This window comes from Weizmannia agrestimuris (assembly GCF_943193165.1).
Lineage (GTDB): Bacteria > Bacillota > Bacilli > Bacillales > Bacillaceae_C > Weizmannia > Weizmannia faecalis.
Genome location: NZ_CALPDC010000008.1, coordinates 34912 through 52051 on the forward strand (window position 1 = coordinate 34912; position 17140 = coordinate 52051).

The window sequence follows — 17140 nt, forward strand, 5'->3', positions numbered from 1 at the left end:
CTTGACACTTTTCGGCTAAAAAAATGAAAAGTTCTGTTTTTTTGCCAGCAGAAACTGACACACTTTAATACTCCGGGTGCGTTATACTAGCCATAAATCAAATCAAGAAGGACAGATGCAGCAATCGAGCAAAGCGGTCCGCCTGGAAACCGGAACATGCCGGAACTGCGCGGACCGGTTTGCGCCATGATTCATTCACCGGATTGGCGTTCTTAAAGCCGCAGCAGATGCACCTTTCAGCAACAATCACCGGGTAAAGCCTTAGTCGATGTACCTTTCAACAACGTTACCGGGTTAGTATACGAAAACCGGCACAGGATGCATTGCGGCAAGCATTCCGCAGCCTCGGGCACGCGGCCCGGGCAAAAGCGGCCGTTTTGGCGGGACGGCTGCGGATTCATTTGAGGCGGAGACAGGGGGGATGCGTTTGGTTGTATATATGGATGCCATCTGGCTTTTGAATTTTCTTGCCGACAGCCTGCTGTTGTGGCTGACAAGCATTGCCTTAAAACGGCCGGCCCGCCTGCTCCGGATTCTTGCAGGCGGGCTCATCGGTTCAGCGATCATCATCATGGGCTTTATGCCGCAGCTTTCTTATTATGCCGGTAATCCGGTTGTAAAGCTGCTTTTTTCCGGCATCATGGTATTTGCAGTTTTCGGCTATAAGCGGTGGCGCTATTTTTTTTCAAATCTCCTAACCTTTTATTTTGCCACGTTTCTGATGGGCGGCATTTTAATGGGGGCCCACTACTTTTTAAGCTTTCACTTCGACATGCAGGTGAAAATGCTTAAAGCTGCGGCGGGGGGATTTGGCGACCCGGTCAGCTGGGCGTTTGTTGCGCTCGGTCTTCCGGCGGCATGGCTGTTTTCAAAGAACCGGATTCAGGGGCTTGAAATGGCGAAAATCAAGTATGACCAGCTTGTCGATGTTTATATTCGCATCGGGGAAAGTGATTTTACAGTAAAAGGGCTGGTGGATAGCGGCAACCAGTTATATGATCCGCTGACAAAGCTGCCAGTGATGATCCTTTCCATCCTGCCCGTCCGTGAGCATCTCCCCGAAGAAATTGCGGTGCTTGCGGAAGATGCGACCCGTCTTTTGAACGGAAGTGCTACACTTCCTGACGAATGGGCCGGCCGCGTCCGGTTCATCCCGGCAAAAACAGTCGGGAAACAATCGCTTCTTTTAGCGTACAAGCCGGATGAGGTACAACTGACGAGCGGAAACCGGACATGGCCTGTAAAAAAAGTGCTGATTTCTTTTTCGGCACAATGTTTATCCGGGGATGATGCATTCAGCTGCATTGTTCACCCGCAAATGATGGCAGAAGCTGCGCAATCCGCCTGATGGTGACTTTAAAGGAGGATGAATATGAAACATTTACGGTTAAAACTCGCTTATTTTTGGTACAAACTCCTATTCAAGCTCGGGCTGAAAGCGGATGAAATTTATTATATCGGCGGGAATGAAGCCCTGCCGCCCCCGCTTTCCAAAGAAGAAGAAGAAATGCTGTTAAAAAAACTGCCGGCAGGGGATAAGGCAGCACGTTCGCTCCTCATTGAACGCAACTTGCGCCTTGTCGTTTACATTGCGCGCAAATTTGAAAACACCGGCATCAATATTGAAGATTTAATCAGCATCGGCACAATCGGCCTCATTAAAGCCGTGAATACGTTTAATCCGGAAAAGAAGATCAAACTGGCGACATACGCTTCCCGCTGTATTGAAAATGAGATTTTGATGTATTTAAGGCGGAACAATAAGCTCCGGTCCGAAGTTTCGTTTGATGAACCGCTAAATATCGATTGGGACGGCAATGAGCTGCTGCTTTCGGATGTGCTCGGCACGGACGATGATATCATTACAAGGGACCTTGAAGCAAATGTCGATAAAAAATTGCTTTACAGCGCCTTGCACCGTTTGTCGGACCGGGAAAAACAGATTATGGAATTGCGTTTCGGCCTTAAAGGGCAGGAAGAGAAAACACAAAAAGATGTCGCCGATATGCTCGGCATTTCCCAGTCCTATATTTCACGGCTTGAGAAAAGAATAATCAAAAGATTGCGTAAAGAATTCAATAAAATGGTATAGCAGGAAAATTTGCAGGCGGGCGGGAAGCAGGAACGGCAATGTCCGGGCATCTTCCGCAGGCAATTCCCGCTTTTTGCGCAGTGCATAAATTTCCCACCCGGGGAGATACTGTTTTTTGAACAGCAGCTCCTGAGTCCTGAAGGGGGGAAAAGATTTGAAGCGCAACAAAGTGGAAATTTGCGGGGTGGATACCTCCAAGCTTCCCGTTTTGAAAAATGAGGAAATGAGGGATCTTTTAAAGAAAATGCATGCCGGCGATACGTCTGCAAGAGAAAAGCTGGTCAATGGCAATTTGCGCCTTGTGTTAAGCGTCATTCAGCGCTTTAACAACCGCGGCGAATATGTGGACGACCTGTTTCAAGTCGGCTGTATCGGACTCATGAAATCCATCGATAATTTTGATCTGAATCAAAATGTCCGCTTTTCAACGTACGCCGTGCCGATGATTATCGGCGAAATCCGGCGTTATTTACGGGATAATAATCCGATCCGCGTATCGCGCTCCTTGAGGGATATTGCTTATAAAGCCATGCAAGTAAGGGAAAAGCTGATGAGCGCCACTTCGAAAGAACCGACAACAGAAGAAATCGCCAGAGAGCTGGATGTTCCGCACGAAGATATTGTATTTGCACTTGATGCCATACAGGATCCCGTATCGCTGTTTGAACCGATTTATAACGACGGCGGGGATCCGATTTATGTCATGGACCAGGTGAGTGACGAAAAAAACAAAGATTCGCAATGGATTGAAGAAATCGCCTTGCAGGAAGGGATGCGGCGCCTGAACGAGCGGGAGAAAATGATCATCCGCAAACGGTTTTTCCAAGGAAAAACACAGATGGAAGTCGCAGAAGAAATCGGCATCTCCCAAGCCCAAGTCTCCCGCCTCGAAAAAGCAGCCATCAAACAAATGAACAAAAATATACAGTAGTAAGAAAAGCGGAGGGCGCTTGCTCGTCGGCGTATGAATTTCATAGTCCCCGAACTGAGATAAAGGAAACACGGCGAGGAACGAGCCGATGTTGACTTATCGTAGGGGAGGGGACTGGAAATTCACTAGCCGACAGCGCCCGCAGCTGGACAAAGAAAAGCGGAGGCGACTGTACAGCGGCGTACGGATTTTGTAGTCTTCGACCGAGATAAAGGAAACACGATGAGCCGACAGGCGAATCGATGCCCGCTTATCGAAAGGAGAAGACGCAAAAATCCGCTAGCCGCTAGGAGCCGGAGCTGGACAATAAGAAAAGCGGAGGGCGCTTGCCCGTCGGCGTATGGATTTCCGCCCCTTTATTAAAGGGGGCTTTGAAATCCTTGTCCGGCAACGCCTCCGCTTTTCTATTCGTAAAATCCGCCCCCCGTGCATAAACTTGTATTACATGTCGGAAAGACAGCAGGGGGGAGAGCAGATGGTCCGAATTTCAGATTTTCAAGTGAAAGATGTTGTCAGCATATCGGACGGCAGAAAACTCGGAAACGTGGAAGATATTGATATCAATCTGGATAATGGCACAATTGAAAGCATCATTGTCGGCGGCTCGTCGGGGAAAATGTTCGGCTTATTTGGAAAAGAGGACGAAGTGGTCATCCCGTGGAGCAACATCGTCAAAATCGGCGCCGATGTGATCCTCGTCAGGTTTAAAGAGTCGGCCTATACCCAGCAGCAGCTGCAGGAACCGAGAAAATAAGCGCGGCCTGACAAAGAAAAAAACGGCCGCGCAGCCGTTTTTTACTTATACACTTTAATTGTCACCGTTTTTCGGCCCCACTGGAGGGCTTTCTTTTTACTTGAAATAAAGACATCAATTTTTTTCCCTTTGATAGCCCCGCCGGTATCACTGGCAACAGCCATCCCGTAACCCGGAACGTACACTTTCGAACCGAGCCGGATCACCTTTGGATCGACCGCAATCACTTTTGCGGAAGGATGTCTTTTTAAGTTGAAGCCGGTCGCCGTAATCCCGCCGCCGGAACCCGCTGTATAAGCCGTTGCTTTCACCGTTATCGTGCGGTAAGAAGAAGACGAAGATGAAACTTTTTTTGCAGGCGTTTTCGTCTGGATTTTCAGCTTCTGCTTCACCCGGATCATATTTGACCTCAAGTGGTTCCAGCTTTTTAACTGTGCCACAGTCACATGATATTTACCGGCAATTTTATATAATGAATCTCCCGGCTTCACCGTATATGTTGTTGTTGCTGCAAATGCATGGCCCGTCCCAATAGACAACATACAAACAGTCAGTAGTGATACTAAAGTTTTTTTCAAATTCATTCCCTCTGTTATGTAAGTTTTTGTTATTGAAAGAATAGCAGTCTTATATAACAGAGAGGTAACAGCAGTTTATTAGTTGCGTTACAAACCTGTTACATCTGAGGAATTTCTGAATCATCCTCGTTTTTAAGCTAAAAAGTAGAGAATTTTGATGAAATTTGCTATAAATAAAATCAGTACGGAAAAAACGGATTGAATGCTAAAATCTATAGAAGACATATGGATAAAAAGGTATAATAGTACAAAAGAGAAACCGGGTGAGGCGAGATGAGAGAACCGTTTATAAAAACACAGGACGTGTATTATTCTGTCGGTGCCTGGCAAAAAAACGGGTTATGTGCCGGATTTACAGTGAAAAACGGCGGCACAAGCACAAATTTTCCCGGCAGTTTAAACCTTGCTTTCCATGTGAACGATGACCCTGCAGCGGTGAAGAAAAACCGAGAGATCATTGCAAGTGCGGCCGGATTCCCTTTATCAAACTGGATCGGGGCTGAACAAACGCATGAAGACCATGTGCAACGGGTCACGCATAAAGATGCCGGCAAGGGGGCGGCTGATTATCGTTCCGCTTTTCCGCATACGGACGGATTGTATACCGATGAAAAAGACATATTGCTTGTGCTGGCGTTTGCGGACTGTGTGCCGGTTTTCTTTTTCGCACCGAAGTACGGGCGCGTCGGGATCGCACATGCCGGGTGGAAAGGAACCACCCGCGGGATTGCGGCTAAAATGGTTGAAAAATGGGTAAAGGATGGCGTACCGCTTGATGAAATAGAAGCCGTTATCGGGCCGTCCATTTGCGGCGAATGCTATCTTGTTGATGACCGTGTCATCCAGGCTGTCCGCCCTTGGACTGGCAAAGAAGAAAAATTACCGTACGTGGAAAAATCACCCGGCCAGTATGCACTTGATTTAAAGCAGTTAAACAAAATCATATTACAGCAGGCAGGCATTCCGGAAAGCCGGATCGCAATCAGCAGCCTGTGCACAAGCTGTTGTGAAGAAGACTTTTTTTCGCACCGGCGCGATCACGGCGCTACCGGGAGAATGCTTGGCTTTATTGGGATAAAAGGAGCACCGGAGAAATGAAAGTATCGGAAAACCTCGCGCGCATCAACGAAAAAATTGAAAAAGCGTGCCAAAGGGCAGGAAGAAGCCGCGGGGATGTGGAAATCATTGCAGTAACGAAATATGTCACAACAGAAAGAGCAAAAGAGGCACTGGAAGCAGGCATTCAGCATTTAGGCGAGAACCGCGATGACGGTCTTCTAAAAAAATACGAGGCGCTCGGAAACCGTCCCGTCTGGCATTTTATCGGGACGCTGCAGACAAGGAAAGTCAAAAACATTATTGATAAAGTCAGCTACATACACTCTTTGGACCGTCTGAGCCTTGCAGAGGAAATCGAAAAAAGGGCGGCAAAATTGGATAAAGAAATCAATTGCTTTATTCAGGTGAATGTTTCCGGGGAAGAATCGAAACACGGGATGGCGCCCGGGCAAGTGGTGGATTTTGTCCGCAAACTGAAGGATTTTCCGCATATTCGCGTTGCGGGTCTGATGACGATGGCGCCGCTTACGGAAGATGAGGACGTCATCCGGCGCACATTCCGCGGGCTGAAACAACTGCAGCAGGACATTGAATCACTGCATTTGGATTACGCTCCGTGCCGCGAATTGTCGATGGGGATGTCCAACGACTTTGAAATTGCAGTAGAAGAAGGGGCGACTTTTGTCAGAATCGGCACTGCGCTTGTCGGATAAGGGAAAACAAACGGAGGTGTAATGGAATGGGACTGAAAACGAAATTTAAGTCATTCTTTTTGCTTGATGATGAATACGAAGACCAGGAAGAAGAAATGATGGAAAAAGAGTATGAAGAACCCGAGCAGCCCGCTGAGAAACCGGTCCGGCATGCGCGGCAAAATGTGGTCAGCCTGCAAAGCGTCCAAAAGTCTTCAAAAGTCATTCTGGTGGAACCGCGGGTATATGCCGATGCACAGGAAATTGCCGACCATTTGAAAAACAGGCGCGCGGTGGTCGTCAATTTGCAAAGCATGCCGCATGACCAGGCGAAGCGGATTGTCGATTTTCTGAGCGGAACGGTGTATGCCATTGCAGGCGATATCCAGAGAGTCGGCAGCAATATTTTTCTTTGTACGCCGGATAACGTGGAAGTTTCCGGAAAAATTTCTGAATTCCTGCAGGGGCAGGAATATGACGATACGAGGTGGCCATAAACCGGATGGATCCAATTTTAGTCTCAATTTTAAACATCATTCTGCTTCTCATGAGAATTTACTCTTACATTCTCCTGATTTATATCTTTATGTCGTGGTTTAATCTCAGGGACACCGACATCGGGCGTTTGTTTGCGCGCGTTTCGGAACCTTATCTTGACCCTTTCCGCAGAATCATTCCGCCGATCGGCATGATTGATATTTCTCCGATCGTCGCTTTTTTTGTCCTGGATTTGGCAAGAGCCGGCATTGCGCAAATTTTTTCTTGGTTCATGTAAAAAAGCCATTTTCAGAAAAAGGGACTGTGCAGTTCCTTTTTTTAAAAGGAGCAAAGATAAATGGATTCGATTTACCAGCATTTCCGGCCGGATGAAAAGGAATTTATTGACCAGGTGCTGACCTGGAAACAATACGTGAAAGATGCGTATGCCCCTGAACTGACGGATTTTTTGGATCCGCGCATGCAGCGGATTGTCAACACGGTGATCGGAAACCACGGCGCAGTCTCTGTCCGGGCTTTTGGCGGATACAGAGAGAGTGAGCGGAAAAGAATGCTGCTTTTTCCTGACTATTTTTCTCCGGATGAGGACGACTTCCATCTTGCCTTATTCGAAGTCCATTACCCTGCCAAATTTGTTTCCTTTGAACATAAACATGTGCTTGGTTCGCTGATGGCGCTCGGCCTGAAACGCGAAAAATTCGGGGATATTTTAATCGGGGAAGGGCGCATTCAGTTTTTCGTGGCAGCGGAACTTTCGGACTTTATTCAAATGGAATTCCGGCAAATTGGAAAAACGCCGGTTACCCTTACGAAAATGCAGTTGGGCGAGGCCATCGGGCAACAGCAACGCTGGCTTGAAAAACAGGCCACCGTCAGTTCGCTCCGCCTTGATGCGATTTTATCCGCCGTTTACAATATTTCAAGGCAAAAAACGCGGGCGCTGATTGAGCACGGGCTTGTAAAAGTGAACTGGAAAACAGTGGAAGATCCGGCATTCCAGTGCGAGGAAGGTGATACTTTTTCAGCTAGGGGGTACGGGAGAAGCCGGCTCATCCGCGTGGAAGGCAAAACGAAGAAAGAAAAGTGGCGAATGGTGGCAGGGATTTTAAAATAATTTGATGGATTAGCAGGATTTTCCCAAAAAATCGTCGAATTCCATTATAATATAAAAAAGAAGGGGAATCTTGCAATCGAAAGGCAAATTGAACAGGAGGTGGCCACATGCCTTTAACGCCTTTAGATATACATAATAAGGAGTTCAGCAAAGGGTTTCGCGGCTATGATGAAGATGAAGTAAATGAATTTCTTGACCAGCTGATCAAAGATTATGAAATGCTGATCCGCGAAAAGAAAAACCTGGAAGATAAGGTGGCATCATTAAACGAACGCCTGAGCCATTTTACTTCCATTGAGGAAACTTTAAATAAATCGATTGTTGTTGCCCAGGAAGCGGCGGAAGAAGTCAAGGGCAATGCCCAGAAAGAAGCGAAACTGATCATCCGCGAGGCGGAAAAAAATGCCGATCGGATTGTCAATGAAGCCCTTTCGAAAGCAAGAAAAATTGCGCTCGAAATCGAAGAGCTGAAAAAACAGTCGAAAGTCTTCCGGACGCGCTTTAAAATGCTGATTGAGGCGCAGCTTGACCTGATTGATAGCGACGATTGGGAAAAGCTGATGGAATTTGAAGTCGATGCCACGGACTTTGAGCTCGAAGAAGAAGAAGCAAATCAGACTTGACGAATCCGAAAAGGGTCAACTATAATGGAATACATTCAATACTGTATACGAAAAAACGATGACAGGGCAGTAGGGTTGTGAAAGCTTTCCAAGCGAGCCGGGGACAGTGCGAGCCCGGCAAAGCGCGCAGCCTGAACATCCCCCTTGAGTTCTTGCCTTGAACGCCGAAAAGGCCAGTAGAGTTAAGCGGGACCTTCCACGTTACGGATGTCGAGCGGGCATATGGAATGCCTACTAGGGTGGTACCGCGGGAACCTTCTCGTCCCTATTTTGGGGATGGGAAGGTTTTTTTATTGGATTTTTGGCAAGGCTGAACATAACGAAAAATTCAAAATACAATATGCAAAAGGCAGGAGGATCAGCATGGATTACAAAGATACACTTTTAATGCCGAAAACGGATTTCCCGATGCGTGGAAATTTGCCGAAAAAAGAGCCGCAAATCCAGGCAAAATGGGAAGAAATGGATATTTATCAAAAGGTGATGAAACGCACGGAAGGAAGGCCCTTGTTTGTGCTCCATGACGGGCCTCCGTATGCAAACGGCGATCTTCATATGGGCCACGCCCTGAATAAAACATTGAAAGACATCATCAACCGGTTCAAATCAATGACAGGTTACCATGCCCCTTATGTACCGGGCTGGGATACGCACGGGTTGCCTATAGAGCAGGAACTGACAAAAAAAGGCGTAGACCGGAAATCAATGTCGGTTGCCGAATTCAGGAAACTGTGCGAAAAATATGCCCATGAGCAAATCGATCGCCAGCGGACAGCGTTTAAACGGCTCGGCGTGCGCGGCGACTGGGAAAATCCGTATTTAACGCTCCGGCCCGCATATGAAGCCGAGCAAATCAAAGTATTCGGGGAAATGGCGAAAAAAGGCTATATTTACAAAGGCCTGAAGCCGGTATACTGGTCCCCTTCCAGCGAATCCGCGCTTGCAGATGCAGAAATTGAGTACAAAGACATTAAATCGCCATCGATTTATGTTGCGTTCGACGTAAAAGACGGAAAAGGCGTGCTTGATACGGATACGAAAATCGTCATCTGGACGACGACCCCTTGGACCATTCCGTCAAACCTCGGCATTGCCGTCAATCCGGAGATCAACTATGTGGTCGTAAAAACGGGCGGCAACAAATATCTGGTTGCCGAAGCCCTGCTTGAAGAAGTAAGCAGCGTTTTGGAATGGGAAAACGCGGAAGTCGTTCAAACGGTTCCGGGGAAAAAGCTGGAGTACATTGTTGCAAAACATCCGCTGTACGGTCGCGATTCGCTCGTTATGCTCGGAGACCACGTCACAACCGACAGCGGGACCGGCTGCGTCCACACCTCACCTGGACACGGGGAAGATGACTTTCTCATCGGCAAAAAATACGGGCTTGATGTGATTTGTGCTGTAGATGACAAAGGCATGATGACAAAAGACGCGCCCGGTTTTGAAGGGCTGTTTTACGACAAAGCCAACAAACCGATCTGTGAAGCACTGGATCAGGCAGGTGCGCTTTTGAAACTGAAGTTTTTAACGCACTCGTACCCGCATGACTGGCGGACGAAAAAACCGGTAATTTTCCGGGCAACATCGCAATGGTTCGCATCGGTTGACATGTTCCGCGATGACATTTTGAAAGCCGTTGAAGAGGTCAACTGGACGCCTGTTTGGGGCGAACTCCGGATGCATAACATGATCCGCGACCGCGGCGACTGGTGCATCTCCCGCCAGCGTGCATGGGGCGTGCCGATCCCTGTTTTTTACGCGGAAAACGGCGAAGCGATCATCACGGAAGAAACCATCCGGCATGTGTCCGACCTGTTCCGCAAACACGGATCAAACGTCTGGTTTGAACGGGAAGCGAAAGACCTGCTTCCGGAAGGCTTTACGCACCCGGGCAGCCCGAACGGCGTATTTAAAAAAGAAACGGATATTATGGACGTCTGGTTCGATTCCGGTTCTTCCCATCAGGGCGTGCTGGCTGCACAAGAAGGCTTGAAACGGCCGGCTGATTTGTACCTTGAAGGCTCCGACCAGTACCGCGGCTGGTTTAACTCGTCGCTCATTACCAGTGTGGCGGTAACAGGGCGCGCCCCGTACGACGGCGTTTTAAGCCACGGGTTTGTGCTGGACGGCGAAGGCCGGAAGATGAGCAAATCGCTCGGCAATACGATTTTGCCTGGCAAAGTGGTTGAACAGCTGGGGGCTGACATCATCCGCTTGTGGGTCGCTTCCGTTGACTATCAGGCAGATGTCCGGGTTTCCAATGAAATTTTAAAACAAGTGTCCGAAGTCTACCGGAAAATCCGCAACACGTTCCGGTTTATGCTGGGCAATCTGAACGACTTCGACCCGGCCCGGCACCAAGTTGCCTATGAAGAGTTGCGCGAGGTCGACCGGTTTATGCTTGTCAAATTGAACAAGCTTGTAAAAGAAGTGCGGGAGGCTTATGAGCGGTACGAATTTGCCACCATTTACCATGCGGTGAACAATTTCTGTGCCACAGACCTCAGTTCGTTCTATATGGATTTTGCAAAAGACGTGCTGTACATCGAGCTTGCAGACAATCCGGAACGCCGTGCGATGCAAACCGTTTTGTATGAATGCCTTGTTTCCTTAACCAAGCTGTTGTCGCCGATTTTGCCGCATACAGCCGATGAAGTCTGGCAGTATATTCCGGGTGTCGCGGAAGAAAGCGTCCAGCTGACCGATATGCCGGAATATGTGGATTTGCCGGATGCTAGTGCGCTTGAAGAAAAATGGAATGCGTTTATGGCGCTCCGCGGAGACGTTTTAAAAGCATTGGAAGAAGCGCGGAATGCAAAAGTAATCGGGAAATCGCTGACGGCGAAAGTGACCTTGTATGTGAATGAGGAGACGAAAGCACTGCTTGACAGCATTTCGGAAAGCAAAAAGCAATTGTTCATTGTATCGGGATTTGAAGTGGCAGGCGCCATTGAAGACGCGCCGGAAAATGCGCTGAAGCTTGAACACGCGGCTATTGTCGTCGAAAAAGCGGAAGGCGAAACATGCGAACGGTGCTGGGTTGTAACGCCGGAAGTCGGCCTGGACCATGACCATCCGACGCTCTGCCCGCGCTGTGCACAAGTTGTGAAAACATTGATGCGGGAAGTGTGAAGCTTTAAGCCGGGGCTTGCATGAAGACATGCAGCGCCGGCTTTTTTAACGGATTTCAGCCCATTGCCAGCGCCGGATTTTAACTGGCAAAAACCGTTTGCCGCTGCATGATTTTGTTACTTTTAGAAAACGTTTTTCCGCAAACAAGCCTTGCCTGCGGGAATGCTAAAACCAACAAAGAAGCGGGGAGGCTGTTGGAAGATGCGTAAAGATCCGAAAATTTGGCTGCAATCGCTACGGGCTGAATTATCCGTATACGAGGCGAAACATGAGCTTGTGCAACATCTGGTTCAGGAGGAATTGAAAGAGATTGAGGCGGCATTGGACGGGTTCCACGGCACCCGGAAAGTTGACCCGGGCCTTGCGGAAATCCCTGCCCTGTTGCCTGCGGACCGGCAAACCATCCTGTCATACGGCAAAGTAACCGTCCCGTACGATCTTATTCACTAGAAAAGGGAGAAAGAAATGTCAAAAAGGGCATTGCTTTTGCGCAACTTCAATCAGCAAAAATGGTTTCCGCCTAAAAGAAGCTGGCAGGAACGGGCGGACCGGATCCAGCCGTCCGTTCTTTTCACTTCCTGCTGTTTATGCTAAAATGCAGAAAGAAATATATTCCGGACCAGGCGGTATTTTGCGCCTGCCGTAAACACAGGCGGAGGAAAAGCGATTGGTTATTTTTTATTATGCGGTTGCACTCATTGTGATCATCTTGGACCAGCTGGCCAAATGGCTCGTTTTAAAAGGGATGGCGCTCGGGGAAAGCATCGAAGTGATTCCGGGTTTCTTTTTTCTCACATCGACGCGCAACACAGGCGCTGCCTTCAGCATACTGGAAGGGCAGATGTGGCTATTTTATCTCATTACCCTAATTGTCATTGCCGGCATTCTTTATTACATACAAAAATATGCGAAAGATAGGGCGCTAGTCGGCATCAGCCTCGGCCTTATATTAGGAGGGGCAATCGGCAACTTTATTGACCGCCTGTTCCGCGGCGAAGTGGTTGATTTTGTCCATTTGCGTTTCGGCAGTTATGATTTTGCCATTTTTAACGTGGCGGATGCCAGTTTAACGATTGGTGTTGTATTATTGCTGATTTCGATGCTTTTGGAAGACAGAAAGACAAAGGAGAAAACTGATGGAAAAAATGGATCACACCATTCTTGAACACGAAGCAAATGAACGGCTTGATAAAATGGTCTCTTCTATCCGGGAAGAATGGTCAAGATCACAAGTTCAGCAATGGATTAAAGATGGTGACATTACCGTAAACGGCAAAAAAGAAAAAGCAAATTACAGATTGCAAACAGGCGACTTGGTTGAAATTGAGGTGCCGGAGCCGGAATTGCCCGATATTGAACCGGAAGACTTGCATCTTGATATCTATTATGAAGATGCCGATGTGCTTGTCGTCAATAAACCAAAAGGCATGGTTGTCCATCCGTCGAATGGGCATTTTACAGGGACGCTTGTGAACGGCCTGATGTACCACTGCAAAGATCTATCGGGTATTAACGGCGTGCTCCGCCCCGGGATTGTCCACCGGATTGACAAGGACACATCCGGGCTGTTAATGGTGGCCAAAAACGATTACGCGCACGAAAAGCTGGCGGCGCAGCTCAGTGAAAAAACGGTAACCCGCAAATATTTTGCGCTTGTTCACGGCAATATTCCGCATGAAGCCGGCACCATTGACGCCCCGATCGGAAGGGACCCGGCTGACCGCCAGCGGATGGCCGTGGTCGATAACGGAAAAGACGCGGTGACCCATTTCCGCGTGCTGGAACGGTTTGACCGGTTTACGTTTATCGAATGCCGGCTTGAAACGGGGCGCACCCACCAGATCCGCGTCCATATGAAGTATATCGGCCATCCTTTGGCAGGCGACCCGAAATACGGGCCGAAAAAAACGATTGATTTCGGCGGCCAGGCGCTCCATGCTGGGGTACTCGGTTTCCGCCATCCGCGCACAGGAGAAACGCTCACATTTGAAGCACCGCTGCCGGATGATTTCGCGCATCTTTTAAACACACTCAGGCGTGGGTTGTGAGCATCATGATATGAGGTAATTGCGATGTTACAGACTCCTTGTAGCCCAAGGGTTTGAAAAAAGGATAAAAAAATTTTCCCCCTAAAAAGAGGGGGAAACAAGCAAAAATGATAAAAAAATAAGGAGTGGACAAAAATTCCACCCCACTGAAACAAAAACAGGTGAACCCGTTTCCCCAGTAGGTTAAAATAGTTTTAGGACTAACATCTTAACACTGGGAGTTAACACTGGGAGGTTCACCTGTATGGCTATTATACCACAAATGAGTCTGTTTACATGGAAAGAAATTGAGATTCTTGGAGATTTAGACCGTCTTCGCCTTGTACTGGACTACATGCCTGATGAAGCGTTCATGCAAAGCCTTGAAAAGAAAAGGGGGAAGGGCCGTAATGACTACCCCGTTCGTGCCATGTGGAATTCTATCTTGGCAGGCATTGTATTTCAACATGAAAGCATTGAGAAATTACGCCGTGAACTCTCCCGTAATGGCCAATTAAGGGAGATGTGTGGCTTTGAAGGGCAGGTTCCAACTTCATATGCCTATACGCGCTTTCTAAAATCCCTAATCCGTGACGAAGAAATGATGGATAAAATGTTTGAGACTTTGGTAGAACAGCTCCTGGAACGGTTGCCGGATTTTGGTAAACGCTTGGCAATCGACAGCAAGGCGATCTCATCGTTTTCTAAACATCCGAACAAGCATGAAACCGAGGATGGCCGCCGGGATCTGGATGCAAATCATAGCCAGAAGGTTTACAGTGGTGTGACAAAAGAAGGCAACCCATGGCAAAAAGTTGTGAAATGGTTTGGCTACAAACTGCATCTGGTGGTGGATGCAACCTACGAGTTACCGGTAACATTCAAGGTTACAAAAGCGTCTGAGTCAGACATTACGGAAGGGCATAAACTCTTAGAGCAAATGGAAGAAAAGCAGCCAAAGCTTCTGAAAACAGCGGAAACGATGGCGGGAGACCGGGGTTATGATGACACGAAGCTGATTACGAAACTCTGGGATACGTATAAGATTAAGCCCATCATTGATATTCGCAATATGTGGAAAGACCCCGACAAAACACGATTACTCCCGGGAAAGGAAAACGTCGTTTATAACTACAAAGGAACCGTATCCTGCGTATGCCCTGAAACAGGTAAACAACGGGAAATGTGCAACGGGGGATTTGAGAAAGACCGCCAGAAACTAAAAAAACTTTGCCCGGCGAAACAAATGGGAGTGACATGTGAAGGCAAGGCTCAATGCCCCGTGGCACAAGGGCTCCGTATCTCATTATCTGAAGACAGGCGTATTTTTACACCCATTGATCGATCGAGCTATAAGTGGAAAAAAGAATACAACAGACGTACAGCTGTAGAGCGCGTGAACAGCCGGCTTGATACTTCTTTCGGCTTTGAACTTCATACAATTCGGGGAATGGCTAAAATGAAGCTGCGTTGTGGACTGGCACTCTGTGTCATGTTAGCCATGGCCTTAGGCCGGATCAAAGAGAACCAGGCTGAAAAAATGAGAAGCCTCGTTTCTTAACTTATCCACATAAAGGAAATCAATTTCAAAAAAAGCGCTTGTGGATCATTGGATTCGTGCGCCTTTTTTTAGATACATTTCTATATTTTTTCAACAATTATCTGATAACAGTACATTTTTTAAGCGTGCAAAATTGACTTTATAGTGAAAATGGGCATATATTTATCTGACAATATTATATTTCTGGTGGTGTTCTATTTGCATTGAAAGAAAAATTGTTAACATCGCAAAAAGCTCGATATAAAAAAGGATTGACAAACGGATGAAAAACGGGTAAGGTAAAAATAACTTCATAAGCCTTTTAAAGACAGTCCCGTGAGGCTGGCAAGGGAACGTTCATTTTACAAAGCCTTCCTGCCTTCGGTGCGGAAGGCTTTGATTTTTCTCGGGAGGAGACACCATGGCCCAAAAAGCGGTAGTAATGGATGAAATCATGATCCGCAGGGCGTTGACGCGGATCGCCCACGAAATCATTGAACGGAATAAAGGCATTGAAGATACGATGCTCATCGGGATTAAAACGCGCGGCATTTACCTTGCCGAGCGTCTGGCGGAAAGAATTGCGCAAATCGAAGGGCGCAAAGTCGAAGTCGGCGAGCTGGACATTACGCTGTACCGTGACGATTTATCGAAAAAAACGGCAAACGGCGAACCGGAAGTAAAAGGCGCGAACCTGCCATCTAGCATCACCGATAAAGAAATCGTGCTTGTCGATGATGTGCTGTATACAGGCAGGACAGTGCGCGCGGCGATGGACGCGCTGATGGATATCGGCCGCCCGAGCCGGATCCAGCTCGCGGTGCTCGTTGACCGCGGCCACCGGGAATTGCCGATCCGCCCCGACTTTATCGGAAAAAATATCCCGACGAGCCAGTCGGAAAGAATCGTTGTACAATTGACGGATGTGGACGGGCGGGACCTGGTCACAATCCACGATGTGTAATCCTTTTAAGCAAGCCCTGTGAGGTTTGCAAAGGAGGTTTGAAAGCCCCTTTGTACCCTCACGGCAAAGGGGCTTTTTCATTGAAATGAATACGGAACACCTTTTAACTGCAAGTCCGGAGAGGCTTGGAAGGGTGCCGGCCGCGCAAGGCTTTTGACTTGCCGTGCCATTTCACGCACCCTGCCATAAGCAGGGTGCTTTTTTGGCTGAAAAACAAAGGAGGATGGAACATGCAGCATTTTCTGACGATATCCGATTTGGGCAATGAGGAAATTTTGGAACTTCTGGAAGAAGCCGATGCCTTTTCAAAAGGGGCCGTATGGAAAGCGCCGGAGCCGGTTTTTGCAGCCAATTTGTTTTACGAGCCGAGCACGCGGACAAAATGCAGCTTTGAAGTGGCAGAACGGCGGATTGGCCTTGAGCTGCTTCCGTTTGAAGTCGGGGCATCAAGCGTGCAAAAGGGTGAAACATTGTACGACACGGTGAAAACACTGCAGTCGATCGGCGTCAAAGTGGTGGTGATCCGCCACCAGGAAGATGAATATTACAGGCAGCTCGCAGGGTTGGCGCTTTCGATTGTCAATGCGGGAGACGGCAGCGGCCAGCATCCGTCCCAATGCCTGCTTGATCTTTTGACGATCAAACAGGAATTCGGCGGCTTCCGCGGCTTAAAGGTGTGTATCATCGGTGATATCGTCCACAGCCGTGTTGCCAGATCAAATGCCGAAGCATTGAAAAAGCTCGGTGCCACCGTCACATGTTCGGGGCCTGTAGAATGGTTTGATCCGACCATGCATCTCCCGTACGTTCCGATCGATGACGGCGTAGCGGAAGCAGATGTCGTCATGCTGCTCCGCATCCAACATGAACGCCATCAAGAAACCGCTCATCTGACAAAAGAAGCATACCACCGCGCATACGGGCTGACGGTGGAACGGGAACGGATGATGAAACCGGGCAGCATCATTATGCACCCGGCGCCGGTCAACCGCGATGTCGAGATTGCAACTAGCCTCGTGGAATGCAGCCGGTCGCGGATTTTTAAACAAATGGAAAACGGCGTGTTTGCACGGATGGCGATTTTAAAAACGATTTTACAGAAAGAAAAAGCGGTTTTCCAGACAGCTTGAAAAATG

At 48.1% G+C, this 17140-nt stretch carries 18 protein-coding genes and 1 other annotated feature; of the genes, 17 read left to right on the top strand and 1 reads right to left on the bottom strand.

Annotated features, from left to right (window positions below; all coding sequences use genetic code 11):
• Positions 1-421 precede the first annotated feature (421 nt).
• The 4 genes from spoIIGA (at position 422) to NFR98_RS05595 (ending at position 3777) form a co-directional block, all read left to right on the top strand.
• Positions 422-1348 carry a sigma-E processing peptidase SpoIIGA gene (spoIIGA, locus tag NFR98_RS05580; RefSeq protein WP_014095556.1) on the top strand — a complete coding sequence of 309 codons (927 nt, stop codon included), beginning with the start codon at positions 422-424 and terminating at the stop codon, positions 1346-1348.
• 24 nt (positions 1349-1372) lie between these two features.
• On the top strand, positions 1373-2092 hold the full coding sequence (sigE, locus tag NFR98_RS05585) for an RNA polymerase sporulation sigma factor SigE (RefSeq protein WP_035189216.1): 720 nt from the start codon (positions 1373-1375) through the stop codon (positions 2090-2092).
• Positions 2093-2246: 154 nt separating this feature from the next.
• The gene (gene sigG, locus NFR98_RS05590) at positions 2247-3023 is read left to right on the top strand and encodes an RNA polymerase sporulation sigma factor SigG (RefSeq protein WP_251459800.1); all 777 of its coding nucleotides are present in this window, start codon (positions 2247-2249) and stop codon (positions 3021-3023) included.
• A 475-nt stretch (positions 3024-3498) separates the two neighbouring features.
• A complete protein-coding gene (locus tag NFR98_RS05595) occupies positions 3499-3777 on the top strand; it encodes a YlmC/YmxH family sporulation protein (RefSeq protein ID WP_014095552.1) in 279 nt (92 codons plus the stop codon).
• Between the two features lie 41 nt (positions 3778-3818).
• Here the strand turns inward: NFR98_RS05595 and NFR98_RS05600 are convergent, their stop codons facing one another.
• Positions 3819-4355 carry a 3D domain-containing protein gene (locus NFR98_RS05600; RefSeq protein ID WP_035181903.1) on the bottom strand — a complete coding sequence of 179 codons (537 nt, stop codon included), beginning with the start codon at positions 4353-4355 and terminating at the stop codon, positions 3819-3821.
• Positions 4356-4628: 273 nt separating this feature from the next.
• Here NFR98_RS05600 and pgeF point away from each other — a divergent pair, with 273 nt between their 5' ends.
• The 13 genes from pgeF to NFR98_RS05665 all read left to right on the top strand — a co-directional run bounded on the left by pgeF (position 4629) and on the right by NFR98_RS05665 (position 17134).
• Positions 4629-5453, top strand: a complete 825-nt coding sequence (gene pgeF / locus NFR98_RS05605) for a peptidoglycan editing factor PgeF (RefSeq protein ID WP_251459803.1) — start codon at positions 4629-4631, stop codon at positions 5451-5453.
• Positions 5450-6127: a YggS family pyridoxal phosphate-dependent enzyme gene (locus tag NFR98_RS05610; protein ID WP_014095549.1), complete on the top strand. Its 678-nt coding sequence runs from the start codon at positions 5450-5452 to the stop codon at positions 6125-6127. Before pgeF ends, NFR98_RS05610 begins: the two co-directional genes overlap by 4 nt.
• 26 nt (positions 6128-6153) lie before the next feature.
• The gene (locus NFR98_RS05615; protein WP_013858990.1) at positions 6154-6603 is read left to right on the top strand and encodes a cell division protein SepF; all 450 of its coding nucleotides are present in this window, start codon (positions 6154-6156) and stop codon (positions 6601-6603) included.
• 5 nt (positions 6604-6608) lie between these two features.
• On the top strand, positions 6609-6881 hold the full coding sequence (locus tag NFR98_RS05620) for a YggT family protein (RefSeq protein ID WP_017554172.1): 273 nt from the start codon (positions 6609-6611) through the stop codon (positions 6879-6881).
• 60 nt (positions 6882-6941) lie between these two features.
• A complete protein-coding gene (locus tag NFR98_RS05625; protein WP_251459805.1) occupies positions 6942-7718 on the top strand; it encodes a YlmH family RNA-binding protein in 777 nt (258 codons plus the stop codon).
• A 107-nt stretch (positions 7719-7825) separates the two neighbouring features.
• Positions 7826-8341 (top strand): DivIVA domain-containing protein, encoded by a 516-nt coding sequence (locus NFR98_RS05630; RefSeq protein ID WP_026685108.1) that lies wholly within the window; start codon positions 7826-7828, stop codon positions 8339-8341.
• Between the two features lie 49 nt (positions 8342-8390).
• Positions 8391-8611 (top strand) — a binding site (T-box leader).
• Positions 8612-8704: 93 nt separating this feature from the next.
• Positions 8705-11473 (top strand): isoleucine--tRNA ligase, encoded by a 2769-nt coding sequence (gene ileS / locus NFR98_RS05635; protein WP_026104681.1) that lies wholly within the window; start codon positions 8705-8707, stop codon positions 11471-11473.
• 201 nt (positions 11474-11674) lie between these two features.
• Positions 11675-11923, top strand: a complete 249-nt coding sequence (locus NFR98_RS05640) for a hypothetical protein (RefSeq protein WP_014095544.1) — start codon at positions 11675-11677, stop codon at positions 11921-11923.
• A gap of 217 nt (positions 11924-12140) precedes the next feature.
• Positions 12141-12638, top strand: a complete 498-nt coding sequence (gene lspA, locus NFR98_RS05645) for a signal peptidase II (RefSeq protein WP_014095543.1) — start codon at positions 12141-12143, stop codon at positions 12636-12638.
• A complete protein-coding gene (locus NFR98_RS05650; RefSeq protein ID WP_035181891.1) occupies positions 12610-13521 on the top strand; it encodes an RluA family pseudouridine synthase in 912 nt (303 codons plus the stop codon). The genes lspA and NFR98_RS05650 overlap by 29 nt, the downstream gene beginning before the upstream one ends.
• A gap of 244 nt (positions 13522-13765) precedes the next feature.
• On the top strand, positions 13766-15061 hold the full coding sequence (locus NFR98_RS05655; RefSeq protein ID WP_014097075.1) for a transposase: 1296 nt from the start codon (positions 13766-13768) through the stop codon (positions 15059-15061).
• Positions 15062-15461: 400 nt separating this feature from the next.
• Positions 15462-16004, top strand: coding sequence for a bifunctional pyr operon transcriptional regulator/uracil phosphoribosyltransferase PyrR (gene pyrR / locus NFR98_RS05660; RefSeq protein WP_026685102.1), 543 nt, complete (start codon positions 15462-15464; stop codon positions 16002-16004).
• A 230-nt stretch (positions 16005-16234) separates the two neighbouring features.
• Positions 16235-17134: an aspartate carbamoyltransferase catalytic subunit gene (locus NFR98_RS05665; RefSeq protein WP_026685101.1), complete on the top strand. Its 900-nt coding sequence runs from the start codon at positions 16235-16237 to the stop codon at positions 17132-17134.
• Positions 17135-17140 lie beyond the last annotated feature (6 nt).